This is a genomic window from Actinomycetota bacterium (assembly GCA_040754375.1).
Classification (GTDB): domain Bacteria; phylum Actinomycetota; class Acidimicrobiia; order Acidimicrobiales; family AC-14; genus JBFMCT01.
Genome location: JBFMCT010000009.1, coordinates 52021 through 70474, shown reverse-complemented (window position 1 = coordinate 70474; position 18454 = coordinate 52021). Strand labels below are relative to the sequence as shown.

The following is an 18454-nucleotide window of genomic DNA, read 5'->3' as shown; positions in this document are numbered from 1 at the left end:
GATGGCCCGGTACTGGGGCTTCTGGACCCGCGGGAAGCTCGACCTGCTGCGCCGCTACCTCGACGCCTTCACGACGGCATCGAAGGGTCAGCCCGAGATCCTGTATCTCGACCTGTTCGGGGGTCAGCCACAGAACCGGGAGCGGCTGACCGAAGCCGACCTGGATGGCTCAGCGCGCATCGCGCTGGCGACGACCGACTCACCGTTCAGTCGTTTGCGCTTCTTCGAACTCGAGCCGTTTGCCTCGCGCCTTCGTTCTTCCCTGGCGGCCGACTTCGGCGACCGCGATTTCGAGGTGGTGCCAGGCGACTGCAACGTGACCATCGGGGCGGCGCTCGCCTCGCTGTCGTCGGTCAACTGGGCACCAACGTTCGCCTTCGTCGATCCGAACGGCCCCGATGTCCATTGGTCAACGCTCGAGGCGATCTCGAAGTTCAAGAAGCCGACGCTCACGAAACCTGAGATCTGGCTGCTCCTGGCAGCGGGGATGTTCATCCGCACGCTGCGCACCGACGGCACGGTCCGCGATGTCGACGCCGAGAAGCTCGACCGCATGTACGGGACCGGCCAGTGGCGAGCCATCTACGAGGCTCGAGTCACAGGAATGCTCGATCCGAGCGACGCTCGCGAGGAGTACGTCAACCTGATGCGATGGCGGCTCCAGCACATCCTCGGCTACCGCCGCACTCACCCGCTCGAGATCTTCAACGAGCGCGGGCATTCCATCTACCACATGATCTTCGCAACCGATCACCCGGCTGGTGACCGGATCATGACCGATCTGTACAACGCGGCAGCCGACGAGTTCCCACGGATGCGGCAGGAGGCTCGACATCGCCGGGAGCGGCTGGCCGAGCAGGAGGCCGGCGTGCAGAGTCTGTTCGGCGAGAAGTTCGAGGTGGCCGCCGCGCGACCACGAGGGCCGCGGGAGCGTCTCTACATCCACTCCGAACCGTGGCTGCCCTACGGCTCCACTGATCCCGAATAGCGGGCGGCTACCGCTCAAGGACGCGGCGGATCGCTGCTCTGTTGGCGCAGGGCCTCAGCTCGGAGGGCGGCTGGCCAGGCGTCGATGAAGGGCCGCATCGCTGGCTCCCACCACCCCGTGTCCTCGACGAAGGACACGGCTACGGCGTTCTCCACGAGCTCATCGCCCTCACGAAGGGCTCGGTCGAGAAGGTCCAGTAGACGGCGGAGGAGGTCGCCGTCGCCTCGTTGGAACGCGTCCACCGCCACCCTCCGAACGTCCGCGACCAACAGATGCAGCAGGAGTTCGCCTGACTGATCCCTCAGGTGCACGTCGATGAGATCTCGGATCTCGGGTGCCTCGTCAACGAGCGACCGAACGAAGTCAGCCTCGGTCATCACAGGCGACCCCATGGCCGCCCGGGCGCCCATGGGGGTATCTCTCGCCGTCGGCTGGTAACCCCTTGCGTGCCCATGAGTCGCCGTCCACATCGGTCGAGAACCGACGTTGACCGCCGCTCTCACGGAACATAGACGGACCGAGCAGGCCGCTGACCCACGTTTCCCCAGGTCAGCGGGCCGTCCGATCAGATGTCGTAGTAGAGGTGGAACTCGTAGGGGTGGGGGCGGAGGCGGAGGGCGTCGATCTCGTGGGCCCGCTTGTAGGCGATGTGGGTGTCGATGATGTCGTCGGTGAAGACGTCGCCGGCCCGCAGGAAGTCGCTGTCGGCTTCGAGGGCCTCGAGGGCGGCGTCGAGCGAGCCGGGGACCTGGGGCACGAGGGCCAGCTCCTCGGGGGGGAGGTCGTAGAGGTCCTTGTCGACCGGGTCGGGGGGCTCGGTGCGGTTCTGCACGCCGTCGATGCCGGCCATGAGCATGGCCGCGAAGGCCAGGTAGGCGTTGGAGGAGGCGTCGGGGCAGCGGAACTCCACTCGCTTGGCCTTGGGGCTCTTCTGGGCCAGGGGGATGCGGCACGAGGCCGAGCGGTTGCGCTGGCTGTAGACGAGGTTCACCGGGGCCTCGTAGCCGGGCACGAGCCGCTTGTAGGAGTTGGTGGTCGGGTTGGAGAAGGCCAAGATGGCCGGGGCGTGGGCCAGCAGCCCCCCGATGTACCACCGGCCGATGTCGCTCAGCCCGGCGTAGCCCGTCTCTGAGTAGAACAGCGGCGAGTCGCCCTTCCACAGCGACTGGTGGGTGTGCATGCCCGAGCCGTTGTCCTCGAACAGGGGCTTGGGCATGAACGTGACCGACTTGCCGAAGGCCTTGGCCACGTTCTTCACCACGTACTTGAACGTGACCAGCTTGTCGCCCATGTTGAGCAGGGTGTCGAAGCGCATGCCGATCTCGCCCTGGCCGCCGGAGGCGACCTCGTGGTGGTGCAGCTCGACGGGGATGCCGAGGGAGATCAGGGTGGCGGCGATCTCCGAGCGCAGGTCCTGGTAGTGGTCCATGGGCGGCACCGGGAAGTAGCCCTCTTTGGTGCGGGGCTTGTAGCCCAGGTTGGGGCCCTCGTCCCGCCCGGTGTTCCACGTGCCCTCGATCGAGTCGACGAGGTGCATCGAGGCGTTGCCCTTGTAGAAGAACTGCACGTTGTCGAAGATGAAGAACTCGGGCTCGGGCCCGAAGTAGGCCCGGTCGCCGATACCCGTGGAGCCCAGGTAGGCCTCGGCCTTCTTAGCCACGTAGCGGGGGTCGCGGGTGTAGGGCTCGCCCGTCACCGGGTCGTGGACGAAGCAGTGCACGTTGAGGGTCTTGCGGGCCCGGAACGGGTCGACGTAGGCCGTGTTGGGGTCGGGGATCAGGATCATGTCCGACTCCTGGATCTCCTGGAACCCCCGGATCGAGGACCCGTCGAAGCCGTGGCCGTCACTGAAGACGTCCTCGGACACCTGGCTGGCGGGCACGCTCACGTGCTGCACCAGGCCGGGCAGGTCGCAGAAGCGGTAGTCGACGAACTCGACGCCCTCGTCGGCGATCAGCTTCAGGACATCAGCCGGGCTGCGTTCCTGCACACTCTCCCCCTCTGGGTATGGCTCTGCGGGTACGGCGGGACGCCGTTCAGGGTGGCCCGAGCCGGTTTCCCGTTCGTTGCACCTTTGTGAACGGCGTGTGAACTGGCCAGGGCCCGCCTGGACGGCTGCGAAGATAGCCGCAGGGCGCGACCGGCGCGCCCGGCCGGAGGTGGCATGGAACGCCAGCAGGACTACGTGCTGCGATCGGTGGAGGAGCGGGGGATCCGCTTCGTCCGCCTGTGGTTCACCGACGTGCTGGGCCAGATCAAGTCGATCAACATCGTGCCCGGCGAGCTGGAGACGGCCTTCGAGGAGGGCCTGGGCTTCGACGGCTCGGCCATCGACGGGTTCAGCCGCATCCAGGAGTCGGACATGCTGCTCATGCCCGACCCCAACACGTTCGAGCTGCTCCCCTGGCGGGGCGAGGACGCCCCCGTGGCCCGCATGTTCTGCGACGTGACCAACCTCGACGGCTCGCCTTTCGAGGGGGACCCCCGCCACGTGCTGCGGCGCAACGTGTTGCGGGCGCGCGACAAGGGGTTCTCGTTCTACGTCGGGCCCGACATGGAGTTCTTCTACTTCCGGTCGGCCAACGGCTCGCCCACGCCCGTGCCCATCGACTCAGGCTCCTACTTCGACCTGACCACGACCGACGTGGCCACCGACCTGCGCAAGCGCACGATCCTGGCCCTGGAGGCCATGGGCATCCCCGTGCGCTACAGCCACCACGAGGACGCCCCCGGCCAGCACGAGATCGACCTGCGCTACACCGACGCCCTGACGATGGCCGACAACATCATGACCTTCAAGCTGGTCGTCAAGGAGGTGGCCCTCGAGCGGGGTGTCTATGCCACCTTCATGCCTAAGCCCCTGGCCGGGGTCCAGGGTTCGGGCATGCACACCCACGTCTCGCTCTTCGAGGGCGACCGCAACGCCTTCTACGACGCCGACGACGAGCACCACCTGTCGCCCGTGGCCAAGGGCTTCATCGCCGGCCTGCTGCGCCACGCCAAGGAGATCACCGCCATAACCAACCAGTGGGTGAACTCCTACAAGCGGCTGGTGGTCGGCTTCGAGGCGCCCGTCTACGTGGCCTGGGCCCGCAACAACCGGTCGGCCCTGGTGAGGGTGCCCGGGGCCAAGAAAGGCAAGGAGTCCTCGACCCGGGTCGAGTTCCGCTCCCCCGACCCGGCCTGCAACCCCTACCTGGCCTTCGCCGCCATCTTGGGCGCCGGCCTGCGGGGCATCGAGAAGGGCTACGAGCTACCCGACGAGCTGACTGCCAACCTCTACGAGATGACGCCCGAGGAGCGCATGGCCGAGGGTGTCGAAGCCCTGCCGGGCTCCCTCGACGAGGCCATCGCCGCTATGGAGCACTCCGAGATGCTGGCCGACACCCTGGGCGAGCACGTCTTCGAGTGGGTCATCCGCAACAAGCGGGCGGAGTGGGACTCCTACCGCAGCCAGGTCACGCCGTTCGAGATCGAACGCTACCTGCCAATCCTGTGAGACCGGCCTGATGGAACCGCTACTCGTCTTCCCCGAGCCCGCCCCGCCGGCCCTGGTGCATAGCCTCGACGTGGGGGGCTACCCGTGGGTGGCCGTGGGCCGCCCCGACGCCGTGGAGGACCTCCAGCCCGACGACGGCTGGTCGGGGGCCGTCGTGTGCGCCGATGCCGACGCCGACGGGGCCTTCGCCCTGTGCCGGGCCCTGCGCAAGCGCGACCTGCCCCTGGAGCCGCTCCTACTGGTGGTCGACGGCACCCAGCTCGACGACCTCGAGCTGCGCGAGGACCTGTTCGACGACTTCGTGGTCACGCCCTTCCGGTCCCGGGAACTGGAGGCCCGCCTCAAGCACATGTTCTGGAGGACGGGCACCGGCACCCGGCCCGAGCTCATCGAGTACGGCCCCCTGGTCCTCAACCTCGAGACCTATCAGGCCATGATCAGCGGCCGGCCCCTGGACCTGACCTACATGGAGTACGAGCTGCTGCGGTTCCTGGCCACCCACCCAGGCAAGGTGTTCACCCGGGAGGTGCTGCTCTCACGGGTGTGGGGCTACGAGTACTACGGGGGGGCCCGCACCGTCGACGTCCACGTCCGGCGCCTGCGGGCCAAGCTGGGCGAGGAGCACGCCAGCCTGATCCAGACCGTCCGCTCGGTCGGCTACCGCTTCGGCCAGAGCCGCTGGGGCGTCTAGGCGGCAAGTGTAGACGAGCTGCTAATTACGGCCAGGCTAGCACTTAACTGCTAACTTGGCAGGAACTAGCAGGTATCTAGCCGTCGAGGTACACCTCATGAAGCTTCCCGAGACGCCACCCGACGGGGGCGAGATCCTCGCTGGGCTCGATCGGGAGGAGCCGGAGACGGTCGCCCGCCTTTTCGGGGGGACGCCCACCGATACGGCGGGCAAGTACCGGCACTGGGACACGATGCGCCGCCTGGCTCCCCCGGAGGGGCTGACCACCCGCGAGTGGTGGCTGCAGACCAAGTTCGTCCGCCTGGCCATGCGGAAACCCCTGCCGCTGGCCGACAAGGCCGGCCAACCCTTCTGGTACGCCATGGTCGACCCGGTGCTCGACTACCTCCATAGGGTCGACCAGCGGGCGGCCGGTGAGGTGAAGGTGTCCGCCGTGGTCACGAACCCCGCCACCCGTGACCGGTACGTGGTGCGGTCGCTAATCGAGGAGGCCATCACCTCGAGCCAGCTCGAAGGGGCGGTCACGACCCGGGCGGTGGCGGCGGACATGCTGCGGTCGGGCCGACGGCCTCGTGACCGCAGCGAGCGGATGATCGCCAACAACTTCCAGGCGGTCCAGTTCGTGCGTGACCACCGGGACGAGCCGATGACCCCCGAACTACTGTGCCGCCTTCAGGCCATCGTCACCGAGGACACCCTCGACGAGGCCGGGACCTCAGGTCGTTTCCAGGCTCCCGGCGACGTGCGGGTACGGGTCTTAGACCAAGACGGGCAGCTCTTGCACAGCCCTCCGCCCGCCGAGGAGCTGCCCGAGCGCATGGACGCCCTGTGCCGGTTCGCCAACGGGGAGACGGGGGCCGGTTTCATGCACCCGGTCGTGCGAGCGGTGGTGCTTCACTTCTGGCTGGCGTACGACCATCCGTTCGCCGACGGGAACGGGCGAGCGGCCCGTGCCCTGTTCTACTGGTCGATGCTGCACCAGGGTTACTGGTTGGCCGAGTTCCTTTCGATCTCGCGCCTGCTCAAGCAGGCTCCCAGCCGCTATGCCCGGTCGTTCCTCTACACCGAGACCGACGACAACGACCTCACCTACTTCCTGCTCTACCAGTTGGGCGTGCTCAGCCGGGCGATCGACGAGTTCTTCGCCTATCTGGCCCGCAAGGCCGAGGAGGTCCGAACCGTCGAGGCCCTACTTCGGTCGTCCCCGGCGGGCTCGGCCGCACCCGCGTTCAACCACCGCCAACTGGCATTGCTGAGCCATGCGCTGCGCGCCCCCGGCCACGAGTACACGTTCGCGTCCCACGCCCGGAGCCACAACGTGGCCCGCCAGTCGGCCCGCACCGACCTTCTCGGGCTGGAGTCCGCCGGGCTACTGACCCGCCGCAAGACAGGCCGGGCGTTCTCGTTCCACGCGGCCGCTGACCTGGCCGATCAATTCCGTCAACTCGGCCAGCGGGCTCGGTAGGCGGGCGTCAGCCAGCTGACCAGGCCCAGGCTTCGATCTCGAACCGGGCGCCCAGGGGCAGGCCGGCCACGGCCACCGTCGAGCGGGCCGGGCGGTGGTCGCCGAAGAACTCCGCGTAGAGCTCGTTCATCGTCGCGAAGTCGGACATGTCGGTCAGAAAGACCGTGGTCTTGACGACGTCGCCGATGGAGCTGCCGGCCCCCTCGAGCACAGCGCGCAGGTTGGCCAGCGCCTGGCCCACCTCAGCGGGCAAGCCTCCGGCCACGAGGGCGCCTGACGAGATGCCGATCTGGCCGGACGTGACCAGCCACTCGCCGGCGCGGACGACCGGCGAGTAGGGGCCGACCGGCTTGCTCAGGGCCGGGGCCTAGGAGAACGAGGAGCCACAGCCGCAGGTGCGGGTGGCGTTGGGGTTGTTGATGGCGAACCCGGCGCCCTGCAGGCCGTCCTTGTAGTCGAGCGAGGCGCCCTTGAGGTAAGGGGCGCTCGAGGCGTCGACCACCACGCGCACGCCACCGGAGTCGGTGAGGCGGTCGTCGGGGGCGAACTCGCTGTCGAAGAACATCTCGTAGCTGAAGCCCGAGCAACCCCCGGGCCGGACGGCCACGCGCAGCGCCAGCTCGTCGTTGCCCTCGGCCTTGATGAGGTCTCGGACCTTGGCCGCGGCCGAATCGCTCAGGTTGAGGATCGGCTGCTGCTGCGTGACGGTGATCGGCTCGCTCAGGCTCATGATTGGAAGTCCTCCTCGAACATTCTCGTCTCTCAGCTTACCGGACGGACAGCTCCACTTGGCACGGGTCCCGGTCGGCAAGCGTCCCAAACCTCTCAACGCTGGCGCCGCCCAGTTCTTCCACGAACCCCTCGATCAGTCCCCGGTGGAGGTTGCAGACCAGCTCGGGATGGGCCTCGGCCAGCTCCCGGTAGGGGCAGTGAGTGAAAGCGATGGTGGTCAGGCCGTCACCGGTGGCTACCGCCGGGTCGAACCCCAGGTCGGCCAGGGCGGTGGTCAGGGCCTCGATGCATCCGGGGCGGGCCCCGGGGCGGGACATCTCGCCGGCCGTCGCCGCCGAACGGTCGGCGGCCAGGGCGTGGCCCTGGTTACTGGCCGCGGCCGCGGCGTCGACGGCACCCAGGCCGGCCTGCACCGCCACCCCGGCCAGAAGCTTGGCCAGCAGTGGGTAGGCAGGCGGCTCGAACCCCAGCGATGGGGCGTCGGCGGCCAGGAAGTAACGGTGCTGGGGCCGGCCGACGCTGCCCCGGTTGTCGACCTCGACGTCGAGCAGGCCGACCTCGCGCATCCGTTCCAGGTGGGGCCGAACGGTGTTGGGGTGCAGGCCAAGGGTGTCGGCGATGTCAGACGTGGACCGGGGGGCCTGGGCCCGGGCCAGCTCCAGGTAGATGGCATAGCGGGTGTTGTCGCCCAGGGCCTTGAGAACGGCCAGCCGGACACTCCCGGAACCGTCGGTGCCCTCGGAGCCGAAGGCGGCAGGGGCATCGGAGCCGGTCACATCTGCCACGTCTCGCATATTACCGGTCGACCCCGGTAAAATCCATGCGTGACCGCAACCGCCCTGCCGACTGAGGCCGACGTGCTCGGGACCCTGCAGGGCGTGATCGACCCCGAGCTGGGGGCCGACATCGTCACGCTCGGCATGGTCCAAGAAACCGACATCACGCCGACCGACGGCGGGGGCGCCCACGTCCGGGTCACCGTCGCCCTCACGATCGCCGGTTGCCCGCTGCGGGCCCAGATCCGCCAGGACGTGGAGTCCAAGCTCCGGCTCCTGCCCGGGGTGGGCACGGTGAAGGTCTCGTTCGGGGAGATGACCCAGGCCCAGCGCACCGAGGTGATGCAGCGGGCCCGCAAGAAGGCGTCGGACAACGCCCCGCCCACCGAAGTGCCCCTCACTGCCCGGGTGGTGGCCGTGGCCAGCGGCAAGGGGGGCGTGGGCAAGTCGAGCGTCACCGTCAATTTGGCCTCGGCGCTGGCTGCCCAGGGCTTCACCGTCGGGGTCCTCGACGCCGACATCTGGGGCTTCAGCGTCCCCCGGATGCTCGGGGCCAAGGGCCGGCTGGGGGCCGACGACGACCGCCGGCTCATACGCCCGCACCGGGTGGACGTGGGCGAGGGGCGCCTCGAGGTGGTGAGCATGGGCCTGCTCGTCGACGACGAGGACATGGCCATCATGTGGCGGGGCCTCATGCTGGCCAAGGCCCTCGAGGAGTTCCTCCAGAAGGTGGCCTGGGGGCCGCTCGACTACCTGCTGCTCGACATGCCCCCGGGCACGGGGGACATCCAGATGGCCCTGGGCCGCCTGCTCCCCCAGGCCCAGATGCTCATCGTCACGACTCCGGCGGTGGCCGCCCAGAAGGTGGCCGTCCGGGTGGCCGACATGGCCCGCCGCTCCTACCTGACCGTGCTCGGGGTGGTCGAGAACATGAGCGCCTTCACGTGCGACCACGGCCAGAGCTACGCCCTGTTCGGGACGGGCGGGGGGGCCACCCTGGCCGCCGACCTCGGCGTGCCCCTCGTCGGCCAAGTGCCGCTCGAACCAGCCGTCAGTGCGGCCAACGACGCCGGCACACCGCTGTCGGTGGCCGCCCCCACCAGCCCGGCGGGCACGGCCTTTGCGGCCATCGCCAGGGCCATCGCGGACGAGCTGCTGCCTCCCGTCGACATGGCCGGGTGCACAGCCCGCCTGCTCTCGGCAGTCGAAGCCGCCCTCGGGCCCGCCCGCCCCTGAGCCGACCGACCGGTCGGTTCAGCCCACTCCGGCGGGCCGGGCCTGGTCCCCGGGGGGCCGGGGCTGGTCGCCCGTGACCAGGGCGGATGCCACCTCGGGCGCGACCAGCAGGCCGAGCCCGCCGGTGACGGCCCGCAGGGCCGGGGCCAGGTCAGCAAGGGCGGAGGACTTCAGCAGGTAGCCGCTGGCCCCGGCCTCCAGGGCGTCGCGCACGTCGTCGCCGTCGTCGCTCACGGTCAGCATCACGACCCGGCTGGCCGGGCTGGCGCGGTGCATCTCGGCCGCCGCCTCGATCCCGTCCATCACCGGGAGCCGTAGGTCGAGCAACACCACGTCGGGGGAGAGCGCCCGGGCCGCCTCGATGGCCTCCCGGCCGTCGCCCGCTTCGCCGACAACGGCGATGTCGCCCTCGCCGGCCAGCGCGCTGCGGACCGCGGTGCGAAAGGTGGCGTCGTCGTCTGCCAGCAGGACCCCGATGGCGCCTTCCACGACGTCACCGATCTCAGTACCGCGCTGGAGCGTTCATCCGGTCCGATCGTAAACCGGTGACCGGCTTCCAGGAAGGGCGGAAGGCGAGTAATCGCCTCCTAGAGCAAGAAAGGCCCGACGGAGCCACGCGGGTATGGCTCCATCGGGCCACGTCCCTCGTTCCTGGGAGCCAATTCACAGAATGGCCCGTGCATTCTCGGTTGAGTGGACTTACCGTTCCTGTCAGATGACGACGGTTGAGGGATGAGGAGCTTGCACAGCGAGCACCTGCTGCGGAAATGGAGCCGATTCCAGTCATGCGATCGAAGAAGTTGATGGTGGGCATAGCCACGCTGGTGGTCCTCCTGGCGATAGGCGGCTCAGTAGCGCTGAGCAGCCTGGGAGGTTCGGATGGCGGCCGCCCCCCGGCGACGGCCACCGAAGGCGGACCGCCGACCACCGAGGCGGAGCCCCTACCACCAGAGCTGGCCGCGATCCTGGCCTCGTTGACCACCCAGATCGGGCAGTCCACGACTGACAATGGCCAACTGAGGGTCCCAACTCAGGAAGAGATAGAGGCTCTCCTGAGGGCCCACCTGTCCGACTTAGGCGTCCCTTCGGCCGCCCCACCCTCCTAGCAACAAACCAAAGCAATACAAAGCAAAGGAGAATACGGATGCGCAAGACAATTGCAGTCGGCCTCACGGCTCTCTCTGCGGCGGCCATGTCCGTCGGGATCGGGGCCCCGGCTCACGCGGTGGCTGTGGTCCCCGCGGTGTGTACGGCACTGCCCGCCCTGCTGGGCACGGCCAACGCCAACGTCGGGGTAACGGGCACCGCCCTCAACAACGCCAACAACGCCCAGAACACGGCCGAGTCGGAGATGAACACGGCCATCACCGAGTGGGTGGTGGCGGTCTCGGACCTGCTCAAGACCATCGACCTGGCCGGCGACGTCGGGGCCGCCCAGGCCATCGTCGACAACAAGGCCGTCATCCTGGCCAACAAGGTCGTGGCCTGGGGGAACGCCAAGGTCGCCCGCTTCGGGGCCAAGCACACCCACGAGGCGGCCGAGATGAGCCTGTCGATCCTGAGCCAGCTCCAGAGCAACCTCTGCCCGTAGGGGCCTGAGGTTGGCGGCCCCGGGGGGGACCGCATCCCAACAGGGCACCCCGCTCCGGCGGGGTGCCCTGTTGCATTTCAGGGCCGGTACACTGGGGCTCCACCCCCAGTGGCGAGGCGGCCGGTTTGCAGCCAGAAGACCACAAGATCACAGTGGCTATCGCCGACGACGAGAGCCGGGTGCGGCGGGTCGTGGCCGCGCTGCTGGCCGAGGAAGCCGACATCGAGGTCGTGGGCGAGGCCGAAGACGGCCGCCAGGCCCTCGAGGTCGTCCAAGAGAGGGTCCCCGACCTCGTCTTGCTCGACATCCGCATGCCTGTGGTCGACGGCCTCGAGGCGGCCCGTCGCATCCACCACGAGGTGCCCAACACCAAGGTGGTGATGCTCACGGCCAGCGACGACGACAACGACGTCTTCGAGGCCCTCAAGGCGGGAGCGAGCGGCTACCTCGTCAAAGACAGGCTGCTCGACGACCTGCCGGGAGCCGTGCGGGTGGTGGCCCGGGGCCTCGGGCTGCTCCTGTCCCCGGTCATCGCCGGCAAGCTCATCAGCGAGTTCCGCCACGGCGGCCGTCCGGCCAATACGTCGGCCTCGCTCACCGACCGCGAGCTGGAGGTGCTCCGCCTGGTGAGCCTGGGGTACGCCAACCACGAGATCGCCGATGCCCTCTGCCTGTCCAGCCACACGGTCAAGCGCCATGTGGCCAACATCTTGGCCAAGCTGCACCAGCGTTCGCGCCTCGACGCGGTGATGCACGCCATCCGCGAGGGCGTGCTCAGCGAGGCGCAGTGAGCAGGCGCCTCACAACCGGCCGACCCGCAACGTCACCCGGCTGAGCAGGGCCGCCCGGATCACCGCCCGCACCGGCGGGAAGAGCAGCAACAGGCCCACCGTGTCGGTGAAGAACCCTGGGGTCAGCAGTAGGGCCCCGGCGAACAGGATCATCACCCCGTCGGCCATCTCCTTGCCGGGGACCTGACCGCCGCGGACCTGTTCGTTGAAGCGCCGCCACACACCGGTCCCTTCGCGCCTCACCAGCCAGGCACCCACGAAGCTGACGAGCAGCAGGAGCCCGATGGTGTTGAAGACGCCGATCGACTGGCCGACCTGGATAACCACCGCCAGTTCGACGACCGGTACGACGATGAACAGGACCATCAGGAGGGGGAACATCTCCACTGGTGTAACACGCCGACTGCCGCCACCCTTCCCCACGCCGGTACTCTGGCTCCCCATGGCCCGGGGGCGCCGCTACTACCACGGAGGCGCCGTGAGCATGATCGTCATCTCGACCGTGCTGGCCGTTACCGCGGCCTTCGTGGCCACCTTGGTGTGGGCCAGCGTGGACGCCGGCCGGCCCCTTGTCGAGGAGACCGGGGACCAGAGCGGTGACCCAGACGGCACGGCGCCGCCCACCACCCGGCCCATCACCACGACGACCGCCGGGCCCACGGGCCTGACCGAGGCCGAGCTGGCTGCGAAGGTGGCCGCCAGCGTGAGGCCGGTGGTGACGGCCGACGAGTCCGGCCAGCGGGTGCAGGGGTCAGCCTTCGTCGTCGGCTCGTTCGGTGGCCAGACGCTCCTGCTCACCTCGTTCGCGGTCGTCAAGGCCAATACCCGGGCGCCGGGGCCGGGCATCACCTTGGACGGCGACCGCCAGGCCACACTGTGGACCTGGCACGAGGCGCTCGACCTGGCCCTGCTGGTGGTCCCCGGGGCCATCGAGAGCCTTCCCTGGGCCGAGGCGCCGCCCGAGGTCAACGAGAAGGTCTACGTGGGTGCCGCCGGCCAGCGCCTGGCCGTCGGCATAGCCCTGGGGTCCTCGGATGCCTGGTCCCAGCACAACATCTTCGTCGACGACGCCCGCCAAGGCGCCCCCCTGGTCAACGCCGAGGGCGAGGTCATCGGCATGGCGTCGCGGGCCTACAACCCGGGCGGGCGGGGGACCGACAGCGTGTTCTTCGCCGTCCCCATCAACGCCGCCTGCGAGCGGGTGCTGCGCTGCGGCAGCGGCAACGCCGGGCCGGGCGAGGCGACCGCCACGCCCACCACGACCGTTCCCTGACCTTGGGCCGCGACGCGCCCGTCAGCCGAACAGGCCGCCCCGGGTCGTGGTCGTAGTCGGCCCCGGGACGGTCGTGGTCGGAGCCACCGTCGTGGTGGGGAACAGGCTGGGCGGGAGCGTGAGCGGCGGGCGGGTGGTGGTCGGCGGGGGTGGGGCGGTCGTGGGCGGTGGGCCGAGCACGATCTGGACGGGCAGGGTGACCTGGGTCTCCTCGGGCGCCCGGCGGGGCCCGGCGGCGATGTCGCCGGCCAGGGCCACGGGGCGGGCGAAGTTGGCGGGCGGCACGCCCTCGAGCGCCTCGCTCATGAACGCCCGCCACGTGCGAGCCGGGATCGTCCCGCCGTAGACCGGGTTGACGCCCTTGATGTTGCGCAGCGGCCTGGACCGGCTGTCGGAATAGCCCATCCACACGGCCGTCGACAGCTGGGGGGTGTAACCCACGAACCAGGCGTCCCCGAAGTCCTCGCTGGTACCCGTCTTGCCGGCCGTACCGTCGGGGCGGCCGATGGCGGCCCCGGTCCCGGTCCCGAACTGCACGACCCCCTTGAGCACGTCGTTCACGTTGTCGGCCACGGCCTCGGCCAGCACGCGATTGCCGGGCCGGGCGCTGTTGTCCTCCAGGACCCGTCCGGAGGCGTCGGTGACCCGCACGACAGGGGTAGCCGGGTGCTGCACGCCCCGGTTGGCGAACACCGCGTACACGGCCGCCATGTCGAGGGGCGAGGTCTCAGCCGCCCCCAGGGTGAGGGCCACGCCGTACTCCTCGCCGTCGGCCCGCACGCCGTCGGGGCTGACCATGGTCATGCCGAGACGGTGGGCCATCTCGGCCGTCTCGGCCACGCCCACGTCCCGTACGAGCTGGGCGTAGACCGTGTTCACCGAGTAGGCGGTCGCCGCCCGTAGGGAGATGGCGCCGTAGGCCCCGCTCTCGACGTTGCTCACCGTGCACTGGTCTCCGGTGCAGCCTGGGATGCGGTAGGTCGACGGGCCGGAGTAGACGCGACTGGGCCCGATCCCCGCCTCGAACGCCTTGGCCAGCGTGATGGGCTTGAAAGACGAGCCGGGCTGGCGCCCGCTCCCCCCGCCCGACAGGCAGATGGGGCCGCCGGTCGCCACCGCCTGCTCGGGGCACGAGCCCAGGGCCAGGTTGACCTGGGACACCGAGAAGTCGCGCCCTCCAACCAGGGCCCGGATGAAGCCGGTACCGGGCTCGACTGACACCAGAGACATCTCCAGGGGGGCCTCTGTGCCCGACAGGGCCTCGGCCACCGACTCCTCGGCGGCCCGCTGCATCCTCGGGTCGAGCGTGGTCTCCACCCGCAGCCCGCCCTGGTAGATCTCGTCGTCGCCGTAGCGGCGGCTCAGGTAGCGGCGCACGGCGTCGACGAAGTAGGGCTCGGTGGCCGCGGCCAGCTCCAGGGGGTGGATGGCGGTGACTGGCCCGCCGGGCTCGGGGTCGGTGCCCACGAGGTGGACCCTCTGGGCCACCGCCTCGTCGTGCTGGGCCTGGGTGATGCGGTCCTGTTCGAGCATCAGGCGCAGGGACCGCACCCGGTTGGCCTCGGCCGCCGTGGGGTTGGCCCGCGGTTCGAGCTCGCTGGGTGCCCGGATGATGCCGGCCAGCAGGGCCGACTCCGACAGGGTCAGCTCGTTCACGGGCTTCTTGAAGAACGACTCGGCGGCCGCCCCCACGCCGTAGGCCCCGCCCCCGAGGTAGATCGTGGACAGGTAGTTGAACAGGATCTCGTCCTTGTCCATCTGGCGGTCGATACGGCTGGCGATGACCGCCTCTTTCAGCTTCCGGGCGAACGTGCGCTCGCCACCCGTGTAGACCTGCTTGACGTACTGCTGGGTGATGGTGGAGCCGCCCTGCACGATGGCCCGGCCCTGGATGTCGGCCCACAGCGCCCGCGCCGCCGAACGGACGTCGAGCCCGCTGTGGGAGTAGAAGCGCTGGTCCTCCACGGCCACGACCGCCTGCTTGAGCACTTCGGGGATGTCGCTGGGCTCGACGGGGATCTTGGTGTCGAACTTGCGCAGCACGCCGATCTCGTTGCCGGCGGCGTCGTAGATGTGGGTGATGCGCGACGCCTCGATGCCCAGGTCGGGCTTGGGCAGCTTGGGCGTGGGGAGAGGCAGGAACAGGTAGGAGCCCAGAGCCACGCCGATGACCACCACCGGGAGGCCGATGGCCACGCTCAGGAAGACCACGATGGCCTGCGGCAACCGCTTCCACTTCAAACCCATGCGCCCCCAGCATTCCAGAAAGCGGCGGGCCGGCCACCGCGGGCGGTGGCCGGGAGGGTCGAAGGGGCGGGGCGCCCCACCCGGGCGCCCCACCCGGGCCTCGGCCCTCCTATCCTCGGACCGATGCCTTCCCAACGGCCACCGTCGGTCGACACCCTGGCCCGCAGCCTGTCCGACATCGACCTCCCCCACCCGCTGCTGGTCGACGCCGCCCGTCGAGCCATCGCCGCCGGGGACCCGTCCTCGGCCCGGACCGTCGCCGAGCAGGTGGCGGCCGCCATGCTGCGGCCGGTCGTCAACGCCACCGGGGTCCTTCTGCACACCAACCTGGGACGGGCACCACGGGCATCAGCGGGCGGGGCCGCCGGGCCTGGCCCTGTCCGCTACAGCAACCTGGAGTACGACCTGGCCGCCGGCGTCCGGGGGTCGCGCAGCGGCCACGCCGCCACCCTGCTGGCCCGGGCCGCGGGCGCCGAAGCCGCGCTGGTGGTCAACAACGGGGCCGCGGCCGTCATGCTGGTGCTGGCCGCGCTGGCCCGCGATCGCGAGGTCATCGTCTCGCGGGGGGAGCTGGTGGAGATCGGCGGGGGGTTCCGGGTTCCCGAGGTGATGGCCCAGTCCGGTGCCCACCTCGTGGAAGTGGGGACCACCAACCGCACCCGCCGGCGCGACTACGAGGCGGCCGTCACCGACGCCACCGCGCTGGTCCTCAAGGTCCACCAGTCGAACTACCGGATCGTCGGGTTCACCGAGACGGTCGGGGTGGGCGCGCTGGCCGGCCTCGGTCCGCCGGTGGTGGCCGACATCGGCTCGGGACTTCTCGACGCGGGCACACCCTGGCTCACAGGGGGACCGCCGGCCTGGCTGGCCGGGGAGCCCGCCGCCCGCCAGACGCTGGCCGAGGGCGCGGCCCTGGTCACGTTCTCGGGCGACAAGCTGCTCGGTGGTCCCCAGGCAGGGATCGTGGCCGGCCGTCGCGACTTGGTGGCCGCGTGCGCGGCCCACCCCCTCAGCCGGGCCCTGCGCCCTGGGGGGCTCGTGCTGGCCGCCCTCCAGGAGACGGCCCTGGCCTACCTGCGCAAAGACGGCGACGCCATACCGTTCTGGCGTATGGCCGCCCTCGGCGTTGACGCCCTGAAGGAGAGGGCTGCGGCCCTGGGCGTGGGCCGGGTCGTACCCACGGTGGCCGTGGCCGGGGGCGGATCGGTACCCGGCCAGGAGATCCCCTCGGCCGGGGTGGCGGTGGAGGGCGACCACACCGAGGCCCTGCGCGGGCTCGACCCGCCCGTGGTGGCCCGCGCCCAGGGAGGGTCCACCGTGTGCGACCTGCGTACGGTCGACCCGGCCGACGACGCCCTGCTGGCCAAGGCCCTGGCCGCGCTGGCATGACGGCCACTGCGCCCGCGGGCACCGCCGGCGGCGAGGCCATGCACGTGGTGGCCACGGCCGGCCACGTCGACCACGGCAAGTCGACGCTGGTCATGGCGCTCACGGGGATGGACCCGGACCGTTTCGCCGAGGAGAAGGCTCGGGGCCTGACCATCGACCTGGGGTTCGCCTGGACCTCGCTGCCCTCGGGGGCCCAGATCGCGTTCGTCGACGTGCCCGGCCACGTCCGGTTCCTCAAGAACATGCTGGCCGGGGCTGGGGCGGTGGACGCCTGCATGTTCGTGGTGGCCGCCACCGAGGGGTGGAAGCCCCAGTCCGAGGAGCACCTGCGCATCTTGGAAGTGCTGGGCGTCCGCCACGGGCTGGTAGCGCTGACCAAGGTGGGCCTCGTCGACGACGACGACCGCGAGCTGGCCCGCCTGGAGATCGCCGAGGCCGTCGAGGGCACGTTCCTCGACAAGGCCGAGGTCGTCGAGGTCGACGCTCCCACGGGCCGGGGCCTCGACGAGCTGCGCCAAGCCCTCGACCGGCTGGTGGCGTCCACCCCGTTCGCAGCCGACCGGGGCCGGCCCCGGCTGTGGGTCGACCGGGTCTTCGCGGCCAAAGGCTCGGGGACGGTGGTGACGGGCACGCTCACGGGAGGGTCGCTGGCCGTCGACGACGAGGTGGTCGTAGTGCCCCTGGGCCGCCCGGCCCGGGTACGGGGCCTCCAGAGCCTCCAGCGGGCCCGCACCTCGGTGCTGCCCGGGAGCCGGGTGGCCGTCAACCTGACGGGGCTCTCCCACGACGACCTGGCTCGGGGCCACGCCGTCGTTCGGCCCGACCAGTGGCAGCCCACCCGCACCGTCGACGCCTCGCTGGCCGTGCTGGCCAGCCTCGACCACGAGGTCAGCCAGCGGGGTGCCTACCAGGCCTACATCGGCTCGGGCGAGCACCCCGTGCGGCTGCGGGTCCTGGTGGACGACGCCATCCTGCCCGGCGAGGAGGGCTACGTCCGCCTACACCTGCCCGTTCGCGTCCCGCTGCTCCCCGGCGACCGCTACGTGCTGCGCGAGAGCGGGCGGGACGAGACGGTGGGAGGTGGGGTGGTGCTCGACGTGGCCCCCGTCCGCTCGGCGGCCAAGGCCCGGCCGTCGCTGTCGGTCGACCGGGTCATCGAGGAGCGGGGCTGGGTCGACGCCGACGAGCTGGAGCGCGTCACCGGCGAACGCCGGCCGGCCACGGTCGGGCGCTGGGTGGTCGCCGACAAGGCCATGGCCGCCACCAGGCAACGGGTCCGCGCCGCGGTCGAGGCGGCCGGGCCCCTGGGCCTCGACCAGGCCACACTGACCGAGAACGAGCGGGCCGCCCTGGGACTGATCGAGGGCGTGGTCGTCGAGGCCGGCCGGGCCCGGCTGGCCGGCGCGGTGGACCCACTGGCGTCCCACCCTTACGTCGCCGCCCTGGCCGCCGACCTGTTCACCCCCCCCGACCCGGCCGGGGTGAGCAAGGCCGAGCTGCACGAGCTCGTCCGCCGCGGGCTGGTCGTGGCGCAGGACGGGTGCTACTTCGCGCCGGCCGCCCTCGACGCCGCCGCCCGGGTGGTGGCCGGGTTGCTGGCGGCCGATCCCGAGGGGGTCACGGTCGCCCAGGTCCGCGAGGCGCTAGGCACGTCCCGCAAGTACGCACTACCGCTGCTCAACCGGCTCGACTCGGACGGCGTGACCCGCCGTCGGGGCGACTTCCGCATCGGCGGCCCCCGCCTGCCACGGGTCGCCGGGGACAGGTGAGCGGAGG

18 protein-coding genes are annotated in these 18454 nt (G+C 70.5%); 10 read left to right on the top strand and 8 right to left on the bottom strand.

Annotation, left to right across the window (positions count from 1 at the left end; translation table 11 throughout):
• Position 1 precedes the first annotated feature (1 nt).
• On the top strand, positions 2 to 988 hold the full coding sequence (gene tcmP, locus AB1673_06150; GenBank protein MEW6153555.1) for a three-Cys-motif partner protein TcmP: 987 nt from the start codon (positions 2 to 4) through the stop codon (positions 986 to 988).
• A 14-nt stretch (positions 989 to 1002) separates the two neighbouring features.
• Here tcmP and AB1673_06145 read toward each other — a convergent pair whose 3' ends face one another.
• The gene (locus AB1673_06145; protein MEW6153554.1) at positions 1003 to 1365 is read right to left on the bottom strand and encodes a hypothetical protein; all 363 of its coding nucleotides are present in this window, start codon (positions 1363 to 1365) and stop codon (positions 1003 to 1005) included.
• 188 nt (positions 1366 to 1553) lie between these two features.
• On the bottom strand, positions 1554 to 2978 hold the full coding sequence (gene glnA, locus AB1673_06140; protein ID MEW6153553.1) for a type I glutamate--ammonia ligase: 1425 nt from the start codon (positions 2976 to 2978) through the stop codon (positions 1554 to 1556).
• Between the two features lie 174 nt (positions 2979 to 3152).
• Between glnA and AB1673_06135 the strand changes: the two genes are divergently transcribed.
• From AB1673_06135 to AB1673_06125, 3 genes are all read left to right on the top strand, one after another.
• The gene (locus AB1673_06135; protein MEW6153552.1) at positions 3153 to 4487 is read left to right on the top strand and encodes a glutamine synthetase family protein; all 1335 of its coding nucleotides are present in this window, start codon (positions 3153 to 3155) and stop codon (positions 4485 to 4487) included.
• A gap of 10 nt (positions 4488 to 4497) precedes the next feature.
• On the top strand, positions 4498 to 5178 hold the full coding sequence (locus AB1673_06130; protein MEW6153551.1) for a response regulator transcription factor: 681 nt from the start codon (positions 4498 to 4500) through the stop codon (positions 5176 to 5178).
• A 97-nt stretch (positions 5179 to 5275) separates the two neighbouring features.
• Positions 5276 to 6643, top strand: coding sequence for a Fic family protein (locus tag AB1673_06125; protein MEW6153550.1), 1368 nt, complete (start codon positions 5276 to 5278; stop codon positions 6641 to 6643).
• Between the two features lie 7 nt (positions 6644 to 6650).
• On the opposite strand, the gene AB1673_06120 is transcribed toward AB1673_06125, so the two are convergent.
• The 3 genes from AB1673_06120 to AB1673_06110 are packed head-to-tail and all read right to left on the bottom strand — an operon-like array spanning position 6651 to position 8160.
• A complete protein-coding gene (locus AB1673_06120) occupies positions 6651 to 7001 on the bottom strand; it encodes a Rid family detoxifying hydrolase (protein MEW6153549.1) in 351 nt (116 codons plus the stop codon).
• Between the two features lie 9 nt (positions 7002 to 7010).
• Entirely contained in the window at positions 7011 to 7373 is a 363-nt protein-coding gene (gene erpA, locus AB1673_06115) for an iron-sulfur cluster insertion protein ErpA (GenBank protein MEW6153548.1), read from the bottom strand.
• 37 nt (positions 7374 to 7410) lie between these two features.
• Positions 7411 to 8160 (bottom strand): helix-turn-helix domain-containing protein, encoded by a 750-nt coding sequence (locus AB1673_06110; protein ID MEW6153547.1) that lies wholly within the window; start codon positions 8158 to 8160, stop codon positions 7411 to 7413.
• A gap of 39 nt (positions 8161 to 8199) precedes the next feature.
• On the opposite strand from AB1673_06110, the gene AB1673_06105 reads away from it, so the two are divergent.
• Positions 8200 to 9387 carry an Mrp/NBP35 family ATP-binding protein gene (locus tag AB1673_06105; GenBank protein ID MEW6153546.1) on the top strand — a complete coding sequence of 396 codons (1188 nt, stop codon included), beginning with the start codon at positions 8200 to 8202 and terminating at the stop codon, positions 9385 to 9387.
• An 18-nt stretch (positions 9388 to 9405) separates the two neighbouring features.
• On the opposite strand, the gene AB1673_06100 is transcribed toward AB1673_06105, so the two are convergent.
• Positions 9406 to 9876: a response regulator transcription factor gene (locus AB1673_06100; GenBank protein ID MEW6153545.1), complete on the bottom strand. Its 471-nt coding sequence runs from the start codon at positions 9874 to 9876 to the stop codon at positions 9406 to 9408.
• A gap of 655 nt (positions 9877 to 10531) precedes the next feature.
• Between AB1673_06100 and AB1673_06095 the strand changes: the two genes are divergently transcribed.
• Both AB1673_06095 and AB1673_06090 read left to right on the top strand, forming a co-directional pair.
• Complete coding sequence (locus AB1673_06095) at positions 10532 to 10978, top strand: hypothetical protein (GenBank protein ID MEW6153544.1); 447 nt, start codon at positions 10532 to 10534, stop codon at positions 10976 to 10978.
• Positions 10979 to 11130: 152 nt separating this feature from the next.
• Complete coding sequence (locus AB1673_06090; GenBank protein MEW6153543.1) at positions 11131 to 11769, top strand: response regulator transcription factor; 639 nt, start codon at positions 11131 to 11133, stop codon at positions 11767 to 11769.
• A gap of 9 nt (positions 11770 to 11778) precedes the next feature.
• On the opposite strand, the gene AB1673_06085 is transcribed toward AB1673_06090, so the two are convergent.
• A complete protein-coding gene (locus AB1673_06085) occupies positions 11779 to 12150 on the bottom strand; it encodes an FxsA family protein (protein MEW6153542.1) in 372 nt (123 codons plus the stop codon).
• A gap of 103 nt (positions 12151 to 12253) precedes the next feature.
• Between AB1673_06085 and AB1673_06080 the strand changes: the two genes are divergently transcribed.
• On the top strand, positions 12254 to 13042 hold the full coding sequence (locus AB1673_06080; protein MEW6153541.1) for a trypsin-like peptidase domain-containing protein: 789 nt from the start codon (positions 12254 to 12256) through the stop codon (positions 13040 to 13042).
• A gap of 21 nt (positions 13043 to 13063) precedes the next feature.
• On the opposite strand, the gene AB1673_06075 is transcribed toward AB1673_06080, so the two are convergent.
• Entirely contained in the window at positions 13064 to 15289 is a 2226-nt protein-coding gene (locus AB1673_06075) for a transglycosylase domain-containing protein (GenBank protein ID MEW6153540.1), read from the bottom strand.
• 123 nt (positions 15290 to 15412) lie between these two features.
• On the opposite strand from AB1673_06075, the gene selA reads away from it, so the two are divergent.
• Together selA and selB are read left to right on the top strand one after the other, a co-directional pair.
• Positions 15413 to 16678, top strand: coding sequence for an L-seryl-tRNA(Sec) selenium transferase (gene selA / locus AB1673_06070; GenBank protein ID MEW6153539.1), 1266 nt, complete (start codon positions 15413 to 15415; stop codon positions 16676 to 16678).
• Positions 16675 to 18447, top strand: coding sequence for a selenocysteine-specific translation elongation factor (selB, locus tag AB1673_06065; GenBank protein ID MEW6153538.1), 1773 nt, complete (start codon positions 16675 to 16677; stop codon positions 18445 to 18447). Before selA ends, selB begins: the two co-directional genes overlap by 4 nt.
• The last annotated feature ends 7 nt before the right edge of the window (positions 18448 to 18454 follow it).